Genomic DNA, 17296 nt, shown 5'->3' with positions numbered 1-17296 from the left:
CCCCCCCCCCCCCCCCCCCACCCCCCCCCCCCCCCCCCCCCCCCCCCCCCCCCCCCCCCCCCCCCCCCCCCCCCCCCCCCCCCCCCCCCCCCCCCGCCCCTCCCCGGCTCAGGGGTAGCTGATCACCGGGCTGGTGCCGTACGAGCCGACCACCGGGGTGCCGGCCTCGTTGATGGTGCGTTCGATGCCGCCGCTGCCGTCGAGGAAGACCGTGATCGCGTCGTGGAACCGGACGCCGGCCCGGCGAGGCGCCTCGATGGCCCGGTCGCAGCGGATGTCCACGCCCTGGTTGAAGTACGAGTAGACGCCCAGCCCCCACGCCTCGTGCTCGCGCACGTGCCCGGCGACCTGGTAGGAGGCCCAGCCGTTGCCGGTCGGGCTGCGCCAGGCCGCCTGGCTCGGCGGGTCGTACGGCAGTTCGCTCTGGTAGAAGACAGTGCGGCCACGCTCCCCGCGCCACACCGTCTGCCAGCGCTGGTAGTGCTCGACGAAGAGCCCGTACGCGGTCACGTCGTCGCCGTTGACCACCACTCCGGTGTCGGCCGTGTTGACGGTCCAGCCGATGGTGCCGGGCTTGCCGTGGTCACCGCGCCAGGCCCAGATGTTGTCGATCAGGGTGTGTCGGCTGTTCACCACCAGGCTGGTGCCGGCCCTGCCGACGTTCGGGCCGCCGATCCGGAAGAAGACGTCCTGCAGCGAGATCGGGTTGTCGGCGTGCGACCGGTGGCTGTGCGGCTTGCCGACCTCGACCAGCACCTCCGACTCGACCGGCCCGGCGTCGACCAGCACACCGGCGACGCGTACCCCGTCCACATCCTCGATCCGCAGCGCCGCGTCACCGGTGGTCGGGGCGAGGCTGGGCATGCCGATACCGAGCACCACGGTGTCCGGGTGCTTGACCCGCAGCGCCCGGTCCAGGTGGTAGACGCCCGGGGTGAGCAGCAGGTGCCGGCCCCGGGACAGTTCCTGGTTGATCCGCTGGGCCGAGTCGGTGGGCCGGGCGACGAAGAAGTCGGCCAGCGGCAGCGAGGGCACCGACCGGGTGCCCGTGCCCCAGGTGGTGCCGGCGGTGTCGTGCCGCAGCGCGGGCACAGCCACCCGCCAGCCACCGTCACCGTCCACGAAGAGGTACGGCTTCTCCCGGGTCACCGGGCTGGTCGGCAGGGTGGTGTAGGGCGGGTTCGGGAAGCCCTGCGCCGGCGCGCCGAGCACGCCGGAGAAGACCTGGTTCCAGACCCCGTTGGTCCAGTCGCCGCCGAGTTCGCTGTCCCGGGTCAGCCACTGCTGCTGGGAGCCGTTGATGGTGATGCCGTCCACCTTGGAGTCGGCGATGTACCCGCCGCTGGAGTAGCCGCCGTTGCCGGGCTCCAGCCAGAGGATGCCCTTGATGTGCACCCGGCGCATCGGGGACGCCTGGGAGACCGCCCACTGGTTCGACCAGTCGGTCGGGGTGACGGCGAGGTTCTCCACCGAGCGCCAGAAGTTGGTGAGGGCGGAGATCCCGGCGGGCGAGTTGGGGTCGGGCTGGCCGATCACCCGGACCGCGCCGTGGATCTCCACGTCGTCGGGGTGGGCGCCGAGACCGGCGACGGTGGTGTAGTAGCCGAGCCGGGCGTTCACCTCGTACCGGCCGGGCTTGAAGAGCACGGCGTAGCGGTCGGCGCCCATCTCGTTGTGTTCCTGCGCGGCGAAGAGCCGGTCCAGGGTGGACTGGATCTCCGCGACGGGGGTGCTCGGGTCGTACACGAAGACGTTGGGGCCGAAGTCGGGCTCGGCGGCCGGGTCGCCGGCGGCGGGCGCGGCGGTGGCCGGCAGCGCGGGGAGGCCGAGGGCGGTCAGCGACGCCGCCGAGGCGGCGGTGACGGTGAGGAATCGGCGGCGGGAGCGGTCGAGTGGTCTCATCTGCCTGCCTGTTCGGTGGTGGGGCACGGAGCGCGGAGAGCGCTCTCTCGGCGTTCCTACCCCATCGACACCGATAGCGCCAGACTCCGCCGGTTCCGGAACCGCGGTCAGCGGGCGTCGTATCGGGTCCGGGCCGCCTCCACCTCGGTGAGATGGTCGGTGGCCCACGCCTCCAGGCCGGCGACCAGGTCGAGCAGGCTGCGGCCGAGGTCGGTGAGCGCGTAGTCGACCCGGGGCGGCACGCTCGCGTGCACGGTACGGGTGACGATGCCGTCCCGCTCCAGGCCGCGCAGGGTCTGGGTGAGCATCTTCTGGCTGATCCCGTCGACCCGCTCGGCGATCTCGCCGTAGCGCTTGTCGCCGCCGGCGAGGGTGAGCACGATCAGCACGCTCCAGCGGTCGCCGATCCGGTCCAGGACCTTCCGGCTGCCGCAGTTCCGGTTGAACGGGTCCGCCTGCACAGGCTCACTCTCTTTCAGTGCGTACCGAACTTCAAGGTGCCTACTCTCCAACGGGAAGTGAGGAGGGGTTGTTCCCGTTGCCGTGGGAAGACAGCTGATGTCGCAACCACAGGGAGTCTTCATGTCCATCGTCGTCACCGGCGCCACCGGTCCGCTCGGCCGCCTGATCATCGACTCGCTGCTCGACCGGGGTGTACCCGCCGACCAGATCACGGCGGTCGGCCGGGACACCGACCGGCTCGCCGAGCTCGCCGGGCGCGGAGTGGTCACCCAGCGGGCCGACTACGACGAACCCGGGTCGCTCCAGGCGGCCTTCGCCGGCGCCGAGAAGCTGATGTTCGTCTCCGGCAGCGAGGTCGGCAAGCGGGTGGTGCAGCACGGCAACGTGGTCACCGCCGCCAAGGAGGCCGGCGTCCGGCTGGTCGTCTACACCAGCATCGCGAACGCGGACACCTCCAGCCTGGTGCTCGCCGCCGAGCACAAGGCGACCGAGCAGCTGATCAAGGACTCCGGCGTGCCGTACGTCTTCCTGCGCAACAGCTGGTACCTGGAGAACTACACCGGCCAGCTCCCGACGTACCTCCAGCACGGGGTGGCCGGCGCGGCGGGTGACGGGCGGGTCAGCGCCGCCACCCGGGCGGACTACGCCGAGGCCGCCGCCGCGGTGCTCACCACCGAGGGCCAGGCCGGCAAGGTGCACGAGCTGGGCGGCGCGCCCTTCACCATGACCGAGCTGGCCGCCGAGATCTCCCGGCAGGCCGGCCGGACCATCTCCTACCTCGACCTGCCCGTCGACAAGTACACCGAACTGCTGGTCGCGGCCGGCCTGCCCGAGGGGTACGCGGCCGTGCTCGCCGACGGCGACCGCGGTCTCGCCCAGGGCGAACTGGCGGTCGGGGACGACCTGGCCAGGCTGCTCGGCCGCACCCCGACCACGCTCGCCGAGGCGATCCGCGCCGCCCTTTGACGCCCGCCCCTGTCCGCCGCCCCGCGCCCCGGGGCGGCGGTCAGGCCGGCTCGGCCCGCAGCTTCACCAGGTCGTCGACGAGGGCCTCCACGTAGTCGGCCGTTTCCTCCCAGCGAGTCACCGGGACGCACTGGATGCCCATGGCCTTCACCGGGTAGTCGTTGCCGCCCACGTCGAGCCGGTCACCGACGAAGAGCACGTTGTCCAGCTTCAGGTCCAGGCACTCCAGCAGCTTGCGCATGCCGTACGCCTTGTCCACACCCTTGCGGGTCACGTCGATGGACGTCGAACCGCCGCCGCGGACCTCCAGGTCGGGCAGCTTCTCGGCGACCGCGTCCCGGAGCCGCTTCTTCTTGCCGCCGTCCGGGTCCCAGCCGTACTTCTCGGCCGGCGGGGCGGACTGGCCCAGCGCGGAGAAGGTGATCTGGCTGCCCCGATCCTCGATGATGTCGCCCCAGGTCTTCGACTCCCAGAGGCCGAGCGCCTGCGCCGACTCGGTGAGCGCCGCGACCACGCGGGCCTTGTCCGCCTCGCTCAGATCCTCGGCGTAGACCTGCCGCCACTGACCGTCCAGCCAGCGGTAGTAGCGGGTGCCGCAGGTCGGCATGAGGTGCAGCCGGCTCCGCTGCTCCTCGCTGAGGTCGAGGTGGGCCAGCACCTGCATCTCGAACTGCTCGAACCGACCCCCGGAGATGATCAGCACGTCCACCTCGGTGAGCAGGTGGCCGAGGAGTTCCGCCATCCGACGATCGATCTGGGACTTGGAAACCGCCAGGGTGTCGTCCAGGTCGAACGCCACCACTCGAAGATCGTTCATCAAGTACCACCATGTCGTCGCGGGCAGGCCAGGACTTAGCAGGGTACCGACGGTGACCATCCGGCACCCGCGAACCCCGATCGTCACGCTGCGCACCGCACCCTCGCGGAGCGTAGCAACGGTCTCCGGTCGGCACCGTCGGTTCCGGCTGCGGGTCAGAAGTCGATCCGCATCACCAACCGGCGCGGCGTCGGGTGGCTGACCTCCACGAAGCCGGCGTCGGCGAAGATGCTCGGGCTGCCCACGTACAACTCTCCCCAGGTGGCCTCCCGCCCCGGCGGCAGGACCAGCGGGTAGCCCTCCAGGGCGCGGGCGCCGCGGTCACGGGCGAAGTCGACGGCGGCCCGCGCGAGGGCGCGGCTGACCCCTCGACGCCGGTAGCCCACCCGGGTGACGAAGCAGGTCACCGCCCAGACGTCCGGCTCGGTCCGGTCCTCGTCCCGGCCGGCCCACGGCACGCGCATCTGCCGCAGCCGGGGGTACGCGGTCCGCGGTTCGACCGCGCACCATCCGACCGGTTCGCCGTCCAGGTAGGCGACGAGTCCGCTGGTGGTGCCGGACCCGGGACTGCCGCAGTCGGTCTGGTCCCGCAGCCGCTCGGCCCGCGCCTCGACCGGAACCGACGCCCAGTCCCGGTCACGAACCTTGAACCATTGGCACTGGCAGCGCGCGGCCTCACCGCGCCGGCCGAACACGGCCTGCAGGTCGTCCCAGGTCGCCGCGTTGGCGGGTACGACGGTGACCGCCATCAGGCCGCCGCCCCACCGACCGTACCGACGCAGGCCTCGTTGCCCTCCGGGTCGGCCAGCACCCAGAACGACGGGGCGTGCGCGTCGGTCACCAGACGGCCACCGGCCGCGATCGCCGCCGCCACCCGGGCCTCCCCCTGGTCGCACGGGACCCAGACGTCGACGTGCATCCGGTTGCGCTGCGGTCGTGGCGCGTCCATCTGCTGGAACCAGAACGCCGGACCCCGCCCGCGCGGATCGACCAGGTCCTCGGGGCTGCCCGCCCGGTACGCGTGTCCCAGCAGGGCCCGCCAGAACGGGGTGACCACGGACAGGTCCAGCGCGTCGACGGTCACCTGCACGCTCTGCACGGCCGACGGATCGGCGGGCACGCCCAGCCCGCGCGCCACCGCCGAGATCTCCCGGGCCAGGGTCAGGTCCGCTCCGGTCAGCCCGTAGTGGTCGGCGGTCACCGTGACCAGGCGCACGGCCACCCCGTCGGGCCGCAGGTCGACGTCCGGTTGGCGGCCGGCCAGGCCGGGCAGCTCACCGATCGCCCGTACCAGCCGTACCCCGGCCGCGAACGACCCGGTACGGAACCAGGCAGCCGCCCCCTCGCCCAGCACCCGCCAGTCCGCCACCCCGTCGGCCGCGTGGAACTGCGCGGCGGTGATCCGCTCCGTCAACGTCACTCCCCTCGTCGGTGCCGTTTAGTCTGCACCCGGTTCCCGACACCTTCTGTCGGGTACATGAGCCACCATGACGGGGTGCGCGCCTCGCGGATGATGACCCTGCTGCTGCAACTCCAGGTGCGCGGCCAGGCCGGCGCGCGGGAGCTGGCCCGGCTGCTGGAGGTCAGTGAGCGCACCGTCCAGCGGGACGTCGAGGCCCTGATCGCCGCCGGCATCCCGGTGCGGTCGACCCGCGGCCCGGCCGGTGGCTACCGCCTGGACCGGGGCTACCGCACCCGGCTCACCGGGGTCGGCCTGGACGAGGCCGGCGCGCTGGCCTTCCTCGGGCTGGCCGGCCCGGCCGAGCAGCTGGGGCTCGGCGAGCTGCTGGAGGGCGCACGGATCAAGGTGTGGGCCAGTCTCACCGGCGAGGCCCGGGAACGCGCCGGCCACACCGCCGAGCGCTTCCACCTCGACCCGGCCCGCTGGTACGGCACCCCCGAGCCGGTGCCCTGCCTGCCTCAGCTCGCCGACGCGGTCTGGCGCGACCGCCGGGTCCGCCTCGAATACGTGCGCGACGGGCGGGCGACCAGGCGGGAGGTGGATCCGCTCGGGCTGGTGCTGGCCGCCGGGGACTGGTACCTGGTCGCGCGGCGGGACGGGCAGCGGCGCACGTACCGGGTCTCCCGGGTACGCACCGTGGAGCCACTGGCGGAGCCGGTGACCCGCCCGCCCGGCTTCGACCTGGCCGGGTCGTGGGCCGAGGCCCGCCGGGCGCTGGAGGACGAGGCGGTCGCGGTCGAGGTCACCGTACGCGTGGCACCCCGGGCGCTGCCGCGTCTGCGGCGCCTGGTGCCGGTGCCGGGAAAGGACCGGGTGCCGGTCACCGCCACCGGGGACGTCGAGCTGACCGTCCCGTTCGAGAGCGTCGGCTGGGCGGTGTCGGCGCTGCTCAGCCTCGGCTCCGCCGTCGAGGTGCTGGCCCCCGAAGAGCTGCGGAACCGGGTGGTCGAGGAACTGCGCGCCGCCGCCGGCCGCTACGCCTGACGGCGCCGGCCCGGGGCGCTGTCGGAATTCGCTCGACAGGGGTCGCTGCCACGGCCAGGGTCGGGGGCATGCTGAGTCAAAAGGAACTCTGGGACGCCGAGACGGCCCAGCGCTACGACACGCCTGGCGCCGGCATGTTCGCGCCCGAGGTGCTGGGGCCGACGGTGGAGCGCCTCGCCGCACTCGCGGGCGACGGGCGGGCACTCGAATTCGCCATCGGGACCGGCCGGGTGGCGGTGCCGCTCGCCGAACGGCGCGTACCGGTCACCGGCATCGAGCTGTCCCGCGCGATGGTCGACAAGCTGCGGACCAAGGTGGACGAGGCGACGATCCCGGTGCTGGTCGGGGACATGGCCACCACCGTCGCGCCCGGCCCGTTCTCGCTCGTCTACCTGGTCTACAACACCATCTCCAACCTGCAGACCCAGGCGGAGCAGGTCGAATGCTTCCGCAACGCGGCCCGCCATTTGACCCCCGGCGGGCGGTTCGTGATCGAACTCTGGGTGCCGGAGCTGCGCAAGCTGCCGCCGGGCCAGCAGGCCACCGTCTGGCACACCGATCCCGGCTACATCGGCCTGGACACCTACGACGTGCTGCACCAACGCGCCGTGTCGCACCACTTTCACTTCGGCGAGGGCACCGAGGCGCGGCTCTTCCGCAGCCCGCACCGCTACATCTGGCCGGCCGAACTGGACCTGATGGCGCAGCTGGCCGGGTTCGAGCTGGAGTCTCGGCACGCCGACTGGTCCGGCGCGGAGTTCGCCGCCGACTCCCGATCCCACGTATCGGTCTACCGGCTGCCGGAGTGACCCCGGCAGCGAGAAGCCGTCGTCAGATCGCCGACCCGGGCGGAGACTTCAGGAACGATGCCGCCTCGGCCGGGTAGCCGCCACGTCCCGATCGCAGGGCGGTGGCGGCGATGCGAACCAGGTCGATGTTGACGCCGGCCGCGCCGCTCGGGTCGTGCACCTTCAGCCGCACCTCCAGGCTCACCGCTGTCCCGCCCCAGCCCTGCGCCTCGATGTTGAGGTGGGCGATCTTCTGGGACTGCAGATGCGGGAGGTACCCGAGCGGAGCCAGCTGAACCTTGTCGGACCCGAGGGCATTCAACTTGGACTGCTTCTTGGTGTTGGCGTTCTCGACCAGGTTACGGAAGTCCTCGGTACCGCCCAGATTGACCTGGTACGAACTGACCAGCGTGAGGCCGCGCTCCTCGAGCAGCCGTAGCAGCGTGTGATGCACCACGGAGGTGCCGAACTGGCTGGCCAGGTCGTCGCCGAGCAGCGGCAGGCCGGCGGCCTCGAAGCGCTCGAGCCATCCAGGTTCCCGGGCGACCGCGTCCGACGTGGTGTTAACGAACGCGACCCCCGCCAACAGGGCCGCCTCGGCGTACGCGTGGGCGGTCTCCGGCCGTCCGCTCGGGGCGGAGTAGAGCAACACCTCGGCGCCGTTCAGCGCGTGTGCCACCCGCTCGACCTCCGTCGAGTCCACGAGACCACGCTGCACCGTCACACCGGACGGTGGCAGTTCGACGTCGAGACGGGGGAAGTTGTTGGGCGACTCGAAAATTGCCTCATGCAGGTCCTTGCCCACCTTGCCGTCGGAGAGGGCGAAGGCGGCGACGACGTCGATGTCGCCGACGCCCAGCCCTCCGATCTCCGGCCGGTGGATGCCCACCAGGCTGCCCGTGCGGCGATAGAAGGCGATCCCCTGCACCAGCGCTGACGTGTTGTTGCCTACGCCGACGACCGCGACCTTAACGTTTTTGACCACGGCACGAGGCTACGCAAAAGATCAAGGGGCGTGACCTGGTGCACCCAGCCTGTCAGCATACGAAGCCTGAACCCCTGGTAGCGGGGCCGGAAGTGGCGCGGCGCGGTAGTTCACGGCCGGGAACGTGGCGCGCGGGCCAGGCCGGTCTGGTAGGCGAGCACGACGAGTTGCGCGCGGTCGCGTGCGCCGAGCTTGGTCATGGCGTGGTTGGCGTGGGTCTTGACGGTGAGCGGGCTGAGCGTGAGCTGACGGGCGATGTCCGTGTTGGACATCCCGTCGGCGACCAGGGCTACCACCTCGCGCTCGCGGTCGGTGAGGGTGGCAAGCACCGGCGAGGGACGGACCGGCTCGCTGTCGTGCAGCGTGAGGAACCTGGCGATGAGGCCCCGGGTGGCGGACGGCGAAAGCAGCGCGTCGCCGCGGGCGACCGTGCGGATCGCGTCGATCAGGGCGTCCGGGCGCGCGCCCTTGCCAAGAAAGCCGCTGGCCCCCGACCGCAGCGCCTCGAAGACGTACTCGTCGATCTCGAACGTCGTCAGGATCAGCACCCGTACCCCCCTGAGGTTGCCGTCAGCGGCGATCCGCCGGGTAGCGGCCAGCCCGTCAAGGCCCGGCATCCGGATGTCCATCAAGACGACGTCGGCACGTGCCTCGCGGGCGGCCCGGACCGCGTCGTGGCCGGTGGCCGCCTCGCCCACCACCGCCAGCCCTGGCGCACGGTCGATCACCAGCCGCAGGCCCGCGCGGACAAGTTCCTGGTCGTCGGCGAGGACCACGCGGGTCGGCACCGTGGTGGCGGACGGCGGCGAGGCGGGCGCGGTCCCGGTCACAAGCCCTCGATCCCGGCCGCTCGCAGCGGAAGCTCGGCGAAGACGCGGTAGCCTCCCTCGGGCCCCGGCCCTGCCGACAGCTGTCCGCCCAGGGCAGCCACCCGCTCGCGCATGCCCACGATGCCGTGCCCTTCGGGCATGCGCCGGCTGTCCTGGGTGACCGCCTTTCCCTCGTCCTCGACCGTCAGCCTGAGCGCCTCAGGCGCGTACCCGAGCCGCACCACCGCAGTATCGCAGTCCGCGTGCTTGCGGGTGTTGGTCAGTGACTCCTGTATGACCCGGTAGGCGGTCAGCTCCACCGCCTCGGGCAACGGCCTGGCCTGGCCGGTCACCTCGCGGGTGACCCGCAGGCCCGCGCCGGCGAATGAGCAGATCAGCTCCTCGAGCTGGTCGAGTCCCGGCACCGGCTCCGCCGGCTCTAGGCCGGGCTCGCGCAGCAGCCCGACGGTCAGCCGCAGGTCCTCGAGGGCTTCCTCGCTGGCCCGTTGGATGTGCGCGACCGACTCCCTGGCCTGCGACCGGTCCTCGTCGTCGAGCAGGCAGGTCAGCGCGCCGGCCTGCACGTTGATCAGGGCGACATGGTGCCCGACGGCGTCGTGGAGTTCCCGGGCGATCCGCAGCCGTTCCTCGGCAACGCGGCGCTTCGCCTCGTCCTCCCTGGCCTGCTCGGCGCGCCTGGCGCGCTCCTCGGCTTCGGCGACGTATGCATGGTGACTACGGGCGGCGAAGCCGGTGGTCACCGCCAGGGCCGCCCACAGCAGCACGACGAAGCCCGTGATACCGGGATGGGTGATGAGCGAGGCGGTGAGCAGCGCCGCCTTGGCGGCGACGCCGACGGCGAGCGTCCGGCCCTGACCGGCATCCAGCGCGACCGAGTACAGCGCGTAGAAAACCGCCGGCAAGGTCAGCGGGTAGGCCATACCGTCCGCCATCAGCACCACCGACCCGATGACGGCGACCGCCACGGTGCCGATCGGGAACCGCCGGCGCGCCACCAGGACCGCGTAGACCGCCACGGACACCGCCCAGTTCAGCGGCTGGTGAGAACTCAGCGCATGCCGTACGTCGGCGGGGATCGTCACCACCGCGAACAGCACCATCGACGTGAACGCCGAAAGCAGCAGCAGTTGCTGCCTGGCCATCAGCCTGCTCCAGGCACTCGCCCACATGCCAGGACTGTAAGCAACCGCCCTCGCCGTCCACCACTGAACTACTGCGAACGCAGTAGGCGAAGTCGGAAGTCGCACCGGATGGCGCGGTAACGCCCCGGGTAATCGCTGCGGCTGGCCGACGACTGGGGCGGCGCAGATCCAGACGATGAGGAGCCGAACCGAAAGGAATGGAAAATGATGCCAGCCCTTGCACATCCACACCCGAGACCTGCGGCAAAGCGCCGACGGCGCCGCATCGTCGCCGTGGGAGTCCTGCTCGCGATCGTCGGCCTGCTGCTGGGAAACGCGGCGATGGTGGATGGGCAGGACGCCGACGCCACCGGGAACTCGATCCTGCATCTTGACGGCGGCGACATCCACGTGAGCCAGGACGGACCCCGCGACGCCCCGGCACTCGTACTGATCCACGGGCTCGGCAGCTCAACCCGGTTCTGGGATGGGGTGGTTCCGATGTTGGCGACGTCCCATCGCGTCATCCGGATCGACCTCCTCGGGCACGGCCGGTCCGCCAAACCGACCGGCGACGTCTACGCGATGGAACAGCAAGCACGCCGGGTCGGTCAGGCACTGGACCAGCTCGGCGTCAAGCACGCCATCGTGGTCGGCCATTCCACCGGCGGCTACGTCGCCACAGCCCTCACCGAGCAACGAGGAGACCTGGTGACCGCGATAGCACTCGTCGACACCGGACCCCGCCTGGACGCATTCGTCTCCTCCGGGGCCGTCGGCAATCTCATCTTCACCCCCGTGCTGGGGCAACTACTGTGGCGACTTCGGACCGACGGGATCATCCGCCGGGGTATGAGCTCCGCGTTCGCGCCAGGTTTCAAGAAGATCCCGCAGCAGCTGGTCGACGATACGCGCGGCATGACCTACCACGCGCTCACCGCGACATCGCACGCGTCCGACAACTATCTGCAACAGCGTCCGCTCCCGGATCGGCTCTTGCGCCTCGGCAAACCACTGCTGGTGATCTTCGGCGAGCAGGACCAGAGGTTTCCATCCTCATCCGCCGCCTTGTACCGGGCCGTTCCAGGGGCGAGAGTCGAGTTGCTGCCGGGCGTTGGACACTCACCCATGATCGAGGATCCGTCGCGGACCGCCGCACTTCTCCTCAACTTCACCGGTTCCGTACCCAGCGCTCACTAACGACGGGACGGTAGGCACCCGCCCTCGCCATCCGCAACCGATCTACTGCCAACGCAATAGGCGAAGCCGGAGGCCGCAGCCGATGGCGCGGTTACGCCTTGCGTAACCGCCGCGGCTGGCCGGCGACTGGGGCGACCGCGACCCGGACGATCAGAGCCGAATCGAAAGGAATGGACGACCATGCCAGCTCTTGCGCGCTGGTGCTACCGGCATCGCTTCGTGGTGATCACTGCCTGGATAGGTCTGCTCATCGGCCTGGCGGTGATGCCGCAGGCGGTGAAGACGTCGTATGACAACTCGCTCACACTGCCCGGCACCGGTTCGCGCAGCGCCCAGGAACTGCTGCTGCGGTCGGCGCCGGCCCACGCGGGCGACTCCGACCGGATCGTCTGGCAGGTGAGCCACGGCAGCGTCGAAGATCCCGCCATCGAGCAGCGGATGTCGGCGATGCTCGCGCGGGTGTCGCACCTGCCCGAGGTGGCCTCGGTCGCCAGCCCATACCTGCCAGGCGGCGAGGTCCAGATAAGCCAGGACGGGCGCACCGCGTACGCCACGGTGAACTTCACCAAGGCGGCAGACGACCTGGACAAGGCCGACATCAACCAGGTGATCGCGGCGGCGACGGCCGCCCGGGAGCCCGGCCTTGCGGTTGAGCTTGGCGGCTGGGCCATCTCGAACACCGAGACGGCGCCGACGTCGATCGCGTCGGCGATCGGCATCGCCGCGGCTGCGGTCATCTTGCTCGTCGCGTTCGGGTCGCTGGTCGCGATGGCGCTGCCGATCGTGACCGCGGTGGCAGGCGTGAGCAGCGGTCTGATGCTCATGGCGCCGCTCAGCCACCTGATGTCCGTGACCGGCCTCGCGCCGGTTCTCGGCGCGCTGATCGGCCTTGGCGTCGGGGTCGACTACGCCCTGTTCGTCGTGACCAGGTACCGCCGCGGCCTGCAGTCGGGGCTGGACCCGGAGCGGTCGGCCGTCCTCGCGCTCAACACATCGGGCCGCGCGGTCCTGTTCGCCGCGGGCACGGTGTTCATCGCCCTGCTCGGCCTGCTCACCATCGGCCTTTCCTTCCTCGACGGGCTGGCCGTCGCGGCGGCGATTACCGTGGCGTGCACCGTGCTCGCGGCCATCACGCTGCTGCCCGCGCTGTTCGGCGTGTTCGGCCTGCGCGTGCTGAGCCGCAGGCAACGCCGCAGGCTGCGGGCCGACGGGCCGGACCGCTCAGAGCGCGCTGGCGGCGTGTGGGCGCGCTGGTCACGCACCGTGGCACGATTCCCCGCCGTGCTCACCGCCGCGGGGCTCGCGGCGATGATCGTGGTGTCCGTTCCCGTGCTGCACCTGCGGCTTGGCGCCTCTGACGAGTCCAACAACCCCCCGTCAAGCACCACCTACAGGGCGTACAAGATGCTCGCTGAGGGGTTCGGGCCGGGCTTCAACGGCCCGCTGCTCCTGGTCGCCCAGCCCCGGTCCGCAGCCGACCGCACCGCGCTTGACGAACTCGAGCGCGCACTCACCGCCGTTCCAGGAGTGGCCGCCGTGCAGACCGGGCCCGCGCAAACCGGGCCAGCCGGCGCGCCGGTGATCGAGGTGATCCAGGTCATTCCCACCACAGCGCCTGAAGCCGAGGCCACCTCCAACCTGATCACCCAACTGCGGAACACCGTCATACCGCGCTACACGCACGGGAACACGCTACGGGTCTACGTCGGCGGAGAGACGGCCACGTTCGACGATTTCGCGGCGGTGACAAGTGCCAAGCTGCCCTGGCTCCTCGCCGCAATCGTGGGCTTCAGCTTCCTGCTGCTCGTGCTCGCCTTCCGCAGCCTGCTCATCCCCGCGATCACAGCGGTGATGAACCTGCTGGCGGCGGCGGCCTCGTTCGGCGTGCTCACCGCGTTCTTCCAGTGGGGCTGGGGGACCAGGCTCTTCGGCCTCGGCGCGCCCAGCCCGGTCGACGGCTACCTGCCCGGGCTGGTGCTGGCGATCCTGTTCGGCCTGTCCATGGACTACCAGGTATTCCTGATCAGCAGGATGGCCGAGGAATGGTCGCGCACCCGTGACAACGCGCGTTCGGTGCTCGTCGGCCAGACCCACACCGCACGGGTGATCACCGCTGCGGCGAAGATCATGATCGCCGTGTTCATCGCGTTCGTGTTTCTGGGCCAGCGCACCATCGCCGAGTTCGGCGTCGGCTTGGCCGCCGCCGTGGCGCTCGACGCGTTCGTCGTGCGGACGGTGCTCGTACCGGCCGTGATGCACCTGTGCGGCCGGGCCAACTGGTGGCTGCCCCGCTGGCTTGACCGCCGCCTGCCACACCTGGCCATCGAGCCACCCGCGCAGGAGCAGCCCGCCAGCGTGCCCGAGTCCGACCTCGTAACAGCACAAGTCGCAAGAGCTTAGATAAGGAAAAACCATGCGGATCCTCATCTCCGGCGCCAGCGTCGCCGGTCCGATGCTGGCGTACTGGCTGACCAGGCACGGTTTCTCCGTCACCGTCGTCGAGCGCGCGCCGGCGCTGCGCAAGACCGGCGGCCACGCGGTCGACCTGTTCCGACCCGCGATGAACATCTCCGAGAAGATGGGCGTGCTCCCGCGCATCGAGGAGCGGGCCACCGGCACCAACCGGATGACCCTCCACCGGGAGGGCGCACAGCGTCCCGTCCAGGTGGACCTCTCCAAGATCTTCGGCGCCACCTCCGACCGGCACGTCGAGATCATGCGCGACGACCTGAGCGAGATCTACTACGACGCCGCGCGCGACGACGTCGAGTACGTCTTCGGCGACTCGATCACCGCGATCTCCGCCGACGGCGACGTGCAGTTCGAGAACGGCGCGCCGCGTCGCTTCGACCTCGTCGTCGGCGCGGACGGGCTGCACTCCAACGTACGCCGCCTCGTCTTCGGCGACGAGTCCCGTTTCAGCGCCTTCATCGGGGCCTACCTCGGGGTGCTGACGCTGCCCAACACCTGCGGCCTCGACGGCGAACTCCTTATCCACGTCGGCGTCGGCCGCACCGCCGGCATGTACGGCGCACGGCACCTCGACGAAGCGCGGGCGTTGTTCCTGTTCCGCAGCGAGCGCGAGCTCGACTACCACCACCGCGACGTGCCCCGACAGAAGGAGCTGCTGCGCCGCGCGTTCGCAGGCCTCCACGCCGACGTGGACCGCTGGCTGGACGAGCTCGACCACACCCCAGCGTTCTACTTCGACTCGATCACCCAGCTCCGCATGGACAGCTGGTCGCGGGGCAGGGTGACGCTCGCCGGCGACGCGGGCTACTGCCCCGGCCCGGCCGTCGGCGGCAGCACCAGCCTGGCCGTCGTCGGCGCGTACGTCCTCGCCGGGGAACTGGCGCGGGCGGGCGGCGACCACGAGCGCGCCTTCCCCGCGTACGAGCGCGCGATGGCGGAGCACGCGCGCGGCAGCCGCGCGTCCGCGCTGAGTGCGGCGAAGACCCTGATCCCCACGTCCCGCCTCGGCGTGCGGGGACTGGTCCAGGGTGCCCACCTGATTTCCGCCCTACCTGCGGGGCCCAGCCGCGCCCTCGTCCGCCTCACCAGCAAGACCGCACGCGTCTACAACTCCATGACCGTCGACGACTACCCGACGTCCCCGGCGCTGAACCTGCTCGGCATCCCCCGTCCGCAGGAGCCGTCACATCACTGATTCCACTGGGCGACGTAACCTGCCACGAGCGCCTGCGCAGGTGGACAGCCGACGGGACGTGGGACCGGATCCTGGCTGCGGCACAGGTGCATGACGACGGGATACCGGTGCAGTGGATGATCAGCGTCGACTCGTCGATCGTGCGGGCGCACCAGCATGCCGCTGGCGGCCGTAAAAGAAAGGGGGGCTCCGCCAGCCTGTGCGGCGACACCTGATGCGCAAGATGGCGAGGCCATCGGCCGATCACGAGATGGGTTGAACACGAAGATCCACCTCGCCGTCGACGGACGCGGACGGCCGTTGTCGATCCTGCTCACCCCTGGCCGCGCGTCCCCTTCCCTACGAGGTCATGCGCTGGCACATGGAGAAGGCCGCCGAGGAGATCGAAAAGTGTCGTGCTGCACCGATCGAGAGCAGCCAAGGCGACACGTAGGCGTTCCCAGGACCGGCGGATCTCCCGTCGCTCAGCACCTGGACGCGAGCCGGACGAAGGTGGCGAGGCGATCGGGCACGCAGCGGGCACGGAAGACCCAGAAGGCGGATCAGTGATCGGTGATCAAGGGTGTGACCCGGTGCCCCCGGCAGGATTCGAACCTGCGACACACGGTTTAGGAAACCGTTGCTCTATCCCCTGAGCTACGAGGGCGCGAGGGCCCAGTCTAGCGACCTGGGCGTTCACCTGGGGTGGCAGGGAGTGGCCCACGTTCACCCACGTCACCCGTACCCTGTTCTCCCAGCCCAGGACCACACCCCGAGCACACGAACGCCGGTTTGCGACCGGCGGTCGGCCCGTGGTGACCCGCGCTGGCACCGGTTGACCCGGGTTGATATCCGCTGGAGAGCACACACCGCGCACATCACCCAAGATCATCGCGTGCCGGCCGCTCTACCGACTCGGGGAGTCACCGGCCGGCAGGAGCGCGCCTCAGCGGCATCCCTCCGGGCTTCGAGCGCTGGCTCAGGTCACGACCCGGACGCCGGGCCAGCGTTCGGCAGGGCGGTGGCGGGCGAGTCGTTGCCGGGATACCTTCGGGCTGACCCTGGTCGGGTTACGCCGCCACACCCCGTCGAGCAGGTCGTCGAGGCCATGCGGCGCGCAGACCACAATCTGGTCGTGCGCGTCGAAACGGACGGCCACGGCGGTGGCGTACTCGGGCCAGGTGGCGACCGCCTCGACGATGGTGCGCAACGGCGCCACCGGGCCGCCGCCAAACTTGGTCGAATACCAGGTGTGCACGGCGGCCTGGTTCTTCGCCTCCCACGGCGTATCCGGCCAGGCCGCTACCAGCCCACCGGTGGCCCGGTCGTCGTTGTCGCGGCTCAGGTCCGCCGGGTCAAGGAAGACGACATCGACGTCACGCATCGACGACGGGTGGAAGCCGTCGCAGTACCGCTCACCCCGGACGAGGTCGCGGACGGCGCCCACGCCGATCCACGCCTTCGGCAGGCCGCAGTCCCGGACAACGCCCAGCGCCCGGATCAGCCATGCGCTGCGCTGGACCAGATCCCGTAGCTCGTCCTCCCGCACGGTCCCAGCCTAGGGGCACCCGCCGACGAGGCAGGGGTTACAGCGACTCGTCGATGGCGGCGAGGTGGATGGTGGCTTCGAACCGGACGGCCAGCTTGTCGAAACCGGTTGCCACGGCTCGGTTGCGCTTGAGGTTCCCCCGGTTCGCCGGAGGGTTGGCTACCTGGCGCCGGTGGGCTCAGGCTGAACGATAGTGGTCTCGTCGTGCTGTGCCTGGTGGGTGTGCCAGGCGGTTTTGTACTCGTCTGGGGATTGCCAGCCGAGGTCTTTCTGGATGCGGCGGGTGTTGTACCAGCCGTCGATGTAGGTGAAGATCGCGTTCTCTGCTTCGTCGCGGATGCGCCAGGAGTTGCGGTAGACCAGTTCGATCTTCAGCGTCGACCAGAAGTTCTCCATCAGGGCGTTGTCGTAGCTGTCGCCGACCGATCCCATCGAGGGCAGGATGCCGTTGTCGGCCAGGCGTTGGGCGAAGCGGAAAGACGTGTAGTTCCTGGTTTCAACCGGTCGTTGCAACGCCTGCTGGTTGGAGTGACCGTAACTGCTCGTCGAGAGCTTCGGCGGGCGTCTTCCAGCCGAGGACCTTG

Annotated in this window: 16 protein-coding genes, 1 tRNA gene and 1 pseudogene; 7 read left to right on the top strand and 11 right to left on the bottom strand. The window is 70.7% G+C overall.

What is annotated here, in order from left to right; all coding sequences use genetic code 11:
• Positions 1-108 precede the first annotated feature (108 nt).
• Entirely contained in the window at positions 109-1902 is a 1794-nt protein-coding gene (locus ACZ6S5_RS33540; RefSeq protein ID WP_466006303.1) for an adenylyl cyclase, read from the bottom strand.
• A gap of 107 nt (positions 1903-2009) precedes the next feature.
• Entirely contained in the window at positions 2010-2363 is a 354-nt protein-coding gene (locus tag ACZ6S5_RS33535; RefSeq protein WP_466006302.1) for a winged helix-turn-helix transcriptional regulator, read from the bottom strand.
• Between the two features lie 121 nt (positions 2364-2484).
• Between ACZ6S5_RS33535 and ACZ6S5_RS33530 the strand changes: the two genes are divergently transcribed.
• Positions 2485-3330: an SDR family oxidoreductase gene (locus tag ACZ6S5_RS33530; protein WP_466006301.1), complete on the top strand. Its 846-nt coding sequence runs from the start codon at positions 2485-2487 to the stop codon at positions 3328-3330.
• A 40-nt stretch (positions 3331-3370) separates the two neighbouring features.
• On the opposite strand, the gene ACZ6S5_RS33525 is transcribed toward ACZ6S5_RS33530, so the two are convergent.
• The 3 genes from ACZ6S5_RS33525 to ACZ6S5_RS33515 form a co-directional block, all read right to left on the bottom strand.
• Positions 3371-4147, bottom strand: a complete 777-nt coding sequence (locus tag ACZ6S5_RS33525) for an HAD-IIB family hydrolase (protein ID WP_466006300.1) — start codon at positions 4145-4147, stop codon at positions 3371-3373.
• Between the two features lie 155 nt (positions 4148-4302).
• Positions 4303-4896 carry a GNAT family N-acetyltransferase gene (locus ACZ6S5_RS33520; protein ID WP_466006299.1) on the bottom strand — a complete coding sequence of 198 codons (594 nt, stop codon included), beginning with the start codon at positions 4894-4896 and terminating at the stop codon, positions 4303-4305.
• Positions 4896-5561, bottom strand: coding sequence for a VOC family protein (locus ACZ6S5_RS33515; protein ID WP_466006298.1), 666 nt, complete (start codon positions 5559-5561; stop codon positions 4896-4898). Before ACZ6S5_RS33515 ends, ACZ6S5_RS33520 begins: the two co-directional genes overlap by 1 nt.
• A 63-nt stretch (positions 5562-5624) precedes the next feature.
• Here ACZ6S5_RS33515 and ACZ6S5_RS33510 point away from each other — a divergent pair, with 63 nt between their 5' ends.
• Both ACZ6S5_RS33510 and ACZ6S5_RS33505 read left to right on the top strand, forming a co-directional pair.
• Positions 5625-6593, top strand: a complete 969-nt coding sequence (locus ACZ6S5_RS33510; protein ID WP_466006297.1) for a helix-turn-helix transcriptional regulator — start codon at positions 5625-5627, stop codon at positions 6591-6593.
• Positions 6594-6661: 68 nt separating this feature from the next.
• Positions 6662-7402, top strand: coding sequence for a class I SAM-dependent DNA methyltransferase (locus ACZ6S5_RS33505; protein WP_466006296.1), 741 nt, complete (start codon positions 6662-6664; stop codon positions 7400-7402).
• Between the two features lie 22 nt (positions 7403-7424).
• Here ACZ6S5_RS33505 and ACZ6S5_RS33500 read toward each other — a convergent pair whose 3' ends face one another.
• The 3 genes from ACZ6S5_RS33500 to ACZ6S5_RS33490 all read right to left on the bottom strand — a co-directional run bounded on the left by ACZ6S5_RS33500 (position 7425) and on the right by ACZ6S5_RS33490 (position 10365).
• Entirely contained in the window at positions 7425-8366 is a 942-nt protein-coding gene (locus ACZ6S5_RS33500; protein ID WP_466006295.1) for an inositol-3-phosphate synthase, read from the bottom strand.
• 110 nt (positions 8367-8476) lie between these two features.
• Positions 8477-9154: a response regulator gene (locus ACZ6S5_RS33495; RefSeq protein WP_466006305.1), complete on the bottom strand. Its 678-nt coding sequence runs from the start codon at positions 9152-9154 to the stop codon at positions 8477-8479.
• A 38-nt stretch (positions 9155-9192) separates the two neighbouring features.
• Complete coding sequence (locus ACZ6S5_RS33490) at positions 9193-10365, bottom strand: sensor histidine kinase (protein WP_466006294.1); 1173 nt, start codon at positions 10363-10365, stop codon at positions 9193-9195.
• A gap of 246 nt (positions 10366-10611) precedes the next feature.
• On the opposite strand from ACZ6S5_RS33490, the gene ACZ6S5_RS33485 reads away from it, so the two are divergent.
• From ACZ6S5_RS33485 to ACZ6S5_RS33470, 4 genes and pseudogenes are all read left to right on the top strand, one after another.
• Positions 10612-11517, top strand: coding sequence for an alpha/beta fold hydrolase (locus ACZ6S5_RS33485; protein ID WP_466006293.1), 906 nt, complete (start codon positions 10612-10614; stop codon positions 11515-11517).
• Positions 11518-11697: 180 nt separating this feature from the next.
• Complete coding sequence (locus ACZ6S5_RS33480) at positions 11698-13917, top strand: MMPL family transporter (protein WP_466006292.1); 2220 nt, start codon at positions 11698-11700, stop codon at positions 13915-13917.
• Positions 13918-13930: 13 nt separating this feature from the next.
• A complete protein-coding gene (locus ACZ6S5_RS33475; RefSeq protein WP_466006291.1) occupies positions 13931-15184 on the top strand; it encodes an FAD-dependent monooxygenase in 1254 nt (417 codons plus the stop codon).
• Positions 15185-15201: 17 nt separating this feature from the next.
• A pseudogene (locus ACZ6S5_RS33470) lies at positions 15202-15514 on the top strand (IS5/IS1182 family transposase); the annotation flags it as partial.
• Between the two features lie 243 nt (positions 15515-15757).
• On the opposite strand, the gene ACZ6S5_RS33465 reads toward ACZ6S5_RS33470, so the two are convergent.
• The 3 genes from ACZ6S5_RS33465 to ACZ6S5_RS33455 all read right to left on the bottom strand — a co-directional run bounded on the left by ACZ6S5_RS33465 (position 15758) and on the right by ACZ6S5_RS33455 (position 17108).
• Positions 15758-15830 (bottom strand) — tRNA-Arg (locus tag ACZ6S5_RS33465).
• 312 nt (positions 15831-16142) lie between these two features.
• Positions 16143-16712: a nucleotidyltransferase family protein gene (locus ACZ6S5_RS33460; protein ID WP_466006290.1), complete on the bottom strand. Its 570-nt coding sequence runs from the start codon at positions 16710-16712 to the stop codon at positions 16143-16145.
• A 159-nt stretch (positions 16713-16871) separates the two neighbouring features.
• Positions 16872-17108: an IS3 family transposase gene (locus ACZ6S5_RS33455; RefSeq protein ID WP_466006304.1), complete on the bottom strand. Its 237-nt coding sequence runs from the start codon at positions 17106-17108 to the stop codon at positions 16872-16874.
• Positions 17109-17296 lie beyond the last annotated feature (188 nt).

The sequence above is a fragment of the Micromonospora sp. NPDC051924 genome (assembly GCF_055586005.1).
The sequence above is the reverse complement of the archived record's forward strand: the minus strand, read 5'-3'. Positions and strand labels throughout refer to the sequence as shown.

Bases quoted from the DNA above. Each gene is read 5' to 3' on its own strand.
- ACZ6S5_RS33490 (WP_466006294.1), bottom strand. From the start codon at position 10,365: ATGTGGGCGAGTGCCTGGAGCAGGCTGATGGCCAGGCAGCAACTGCTG.
- ACZ6S5_RS33525 (WP_466006300.1), bottom strand. From the start codon at position 4,147: ATGAACGATCTTCGAGTGGTGGCGTTCGACCTGGACGACACCCTGGCG.
- ACZ6S5_RS33455 (WP_466006304.1), bottom strand. From the start codon at position 17,108: ATGGAGAACTTCTGGTCGACGCTGAAGATCGAACTGGTCTACCGCAAC.
- ACZ6S5_RS33520 (WP_466006299.1), bottom strand. From the start codon at position 4,896: ATGGCGGTCACCGTCGTACCCGCCAACGCGGCGACCTGGGACGACCTG.
- ACZ6S5_RS33475 (WP_466006291.1), top strand. From the start codon at position 13,931: ATGCGGATCCTCATCTCCGGCGCCAGCGTCGCCGGTCCGATGCTGGCG.
- ACZ6S5_RS33480 (WP_466006292.1), top strand. From the start codon at position 11,698: ATGCCAGCTCTTGCGCGCTGGTGCTACCGGCATCGCTTCGTGGTGATC.
- ACZ6S5_RS33505 (WP_466006296.1), top strand. From the start codon at position 6,662: ATGCTGAGTCAAAAGGAACTCTGGGACGCCGAGACGGCCCAGCGCTAC.
- ACZ6S5_RS33510 (WP_466006297.1), top strand. From the start codon at position 5,625: ATGAGCCACCATGACGGGGTGCGCGCCTCGCGGATGATGACCCTGCTG.
- ACZ6S5_RS33530 (WP_466006301.1), top strand. From the start codon at position 2,485: ATGTCCATCGTCGTCACCGGCGCCACCGGTCCGCTCGGCCGCCTGATC.
- ACZ6S5_RS33540 (WP_466006303.1), bottom strand. From the start codon at position 1,902: ATGAGACCACTCGACCGCTCCCGCCGCCGATTCCTCACCGTCACCGCC.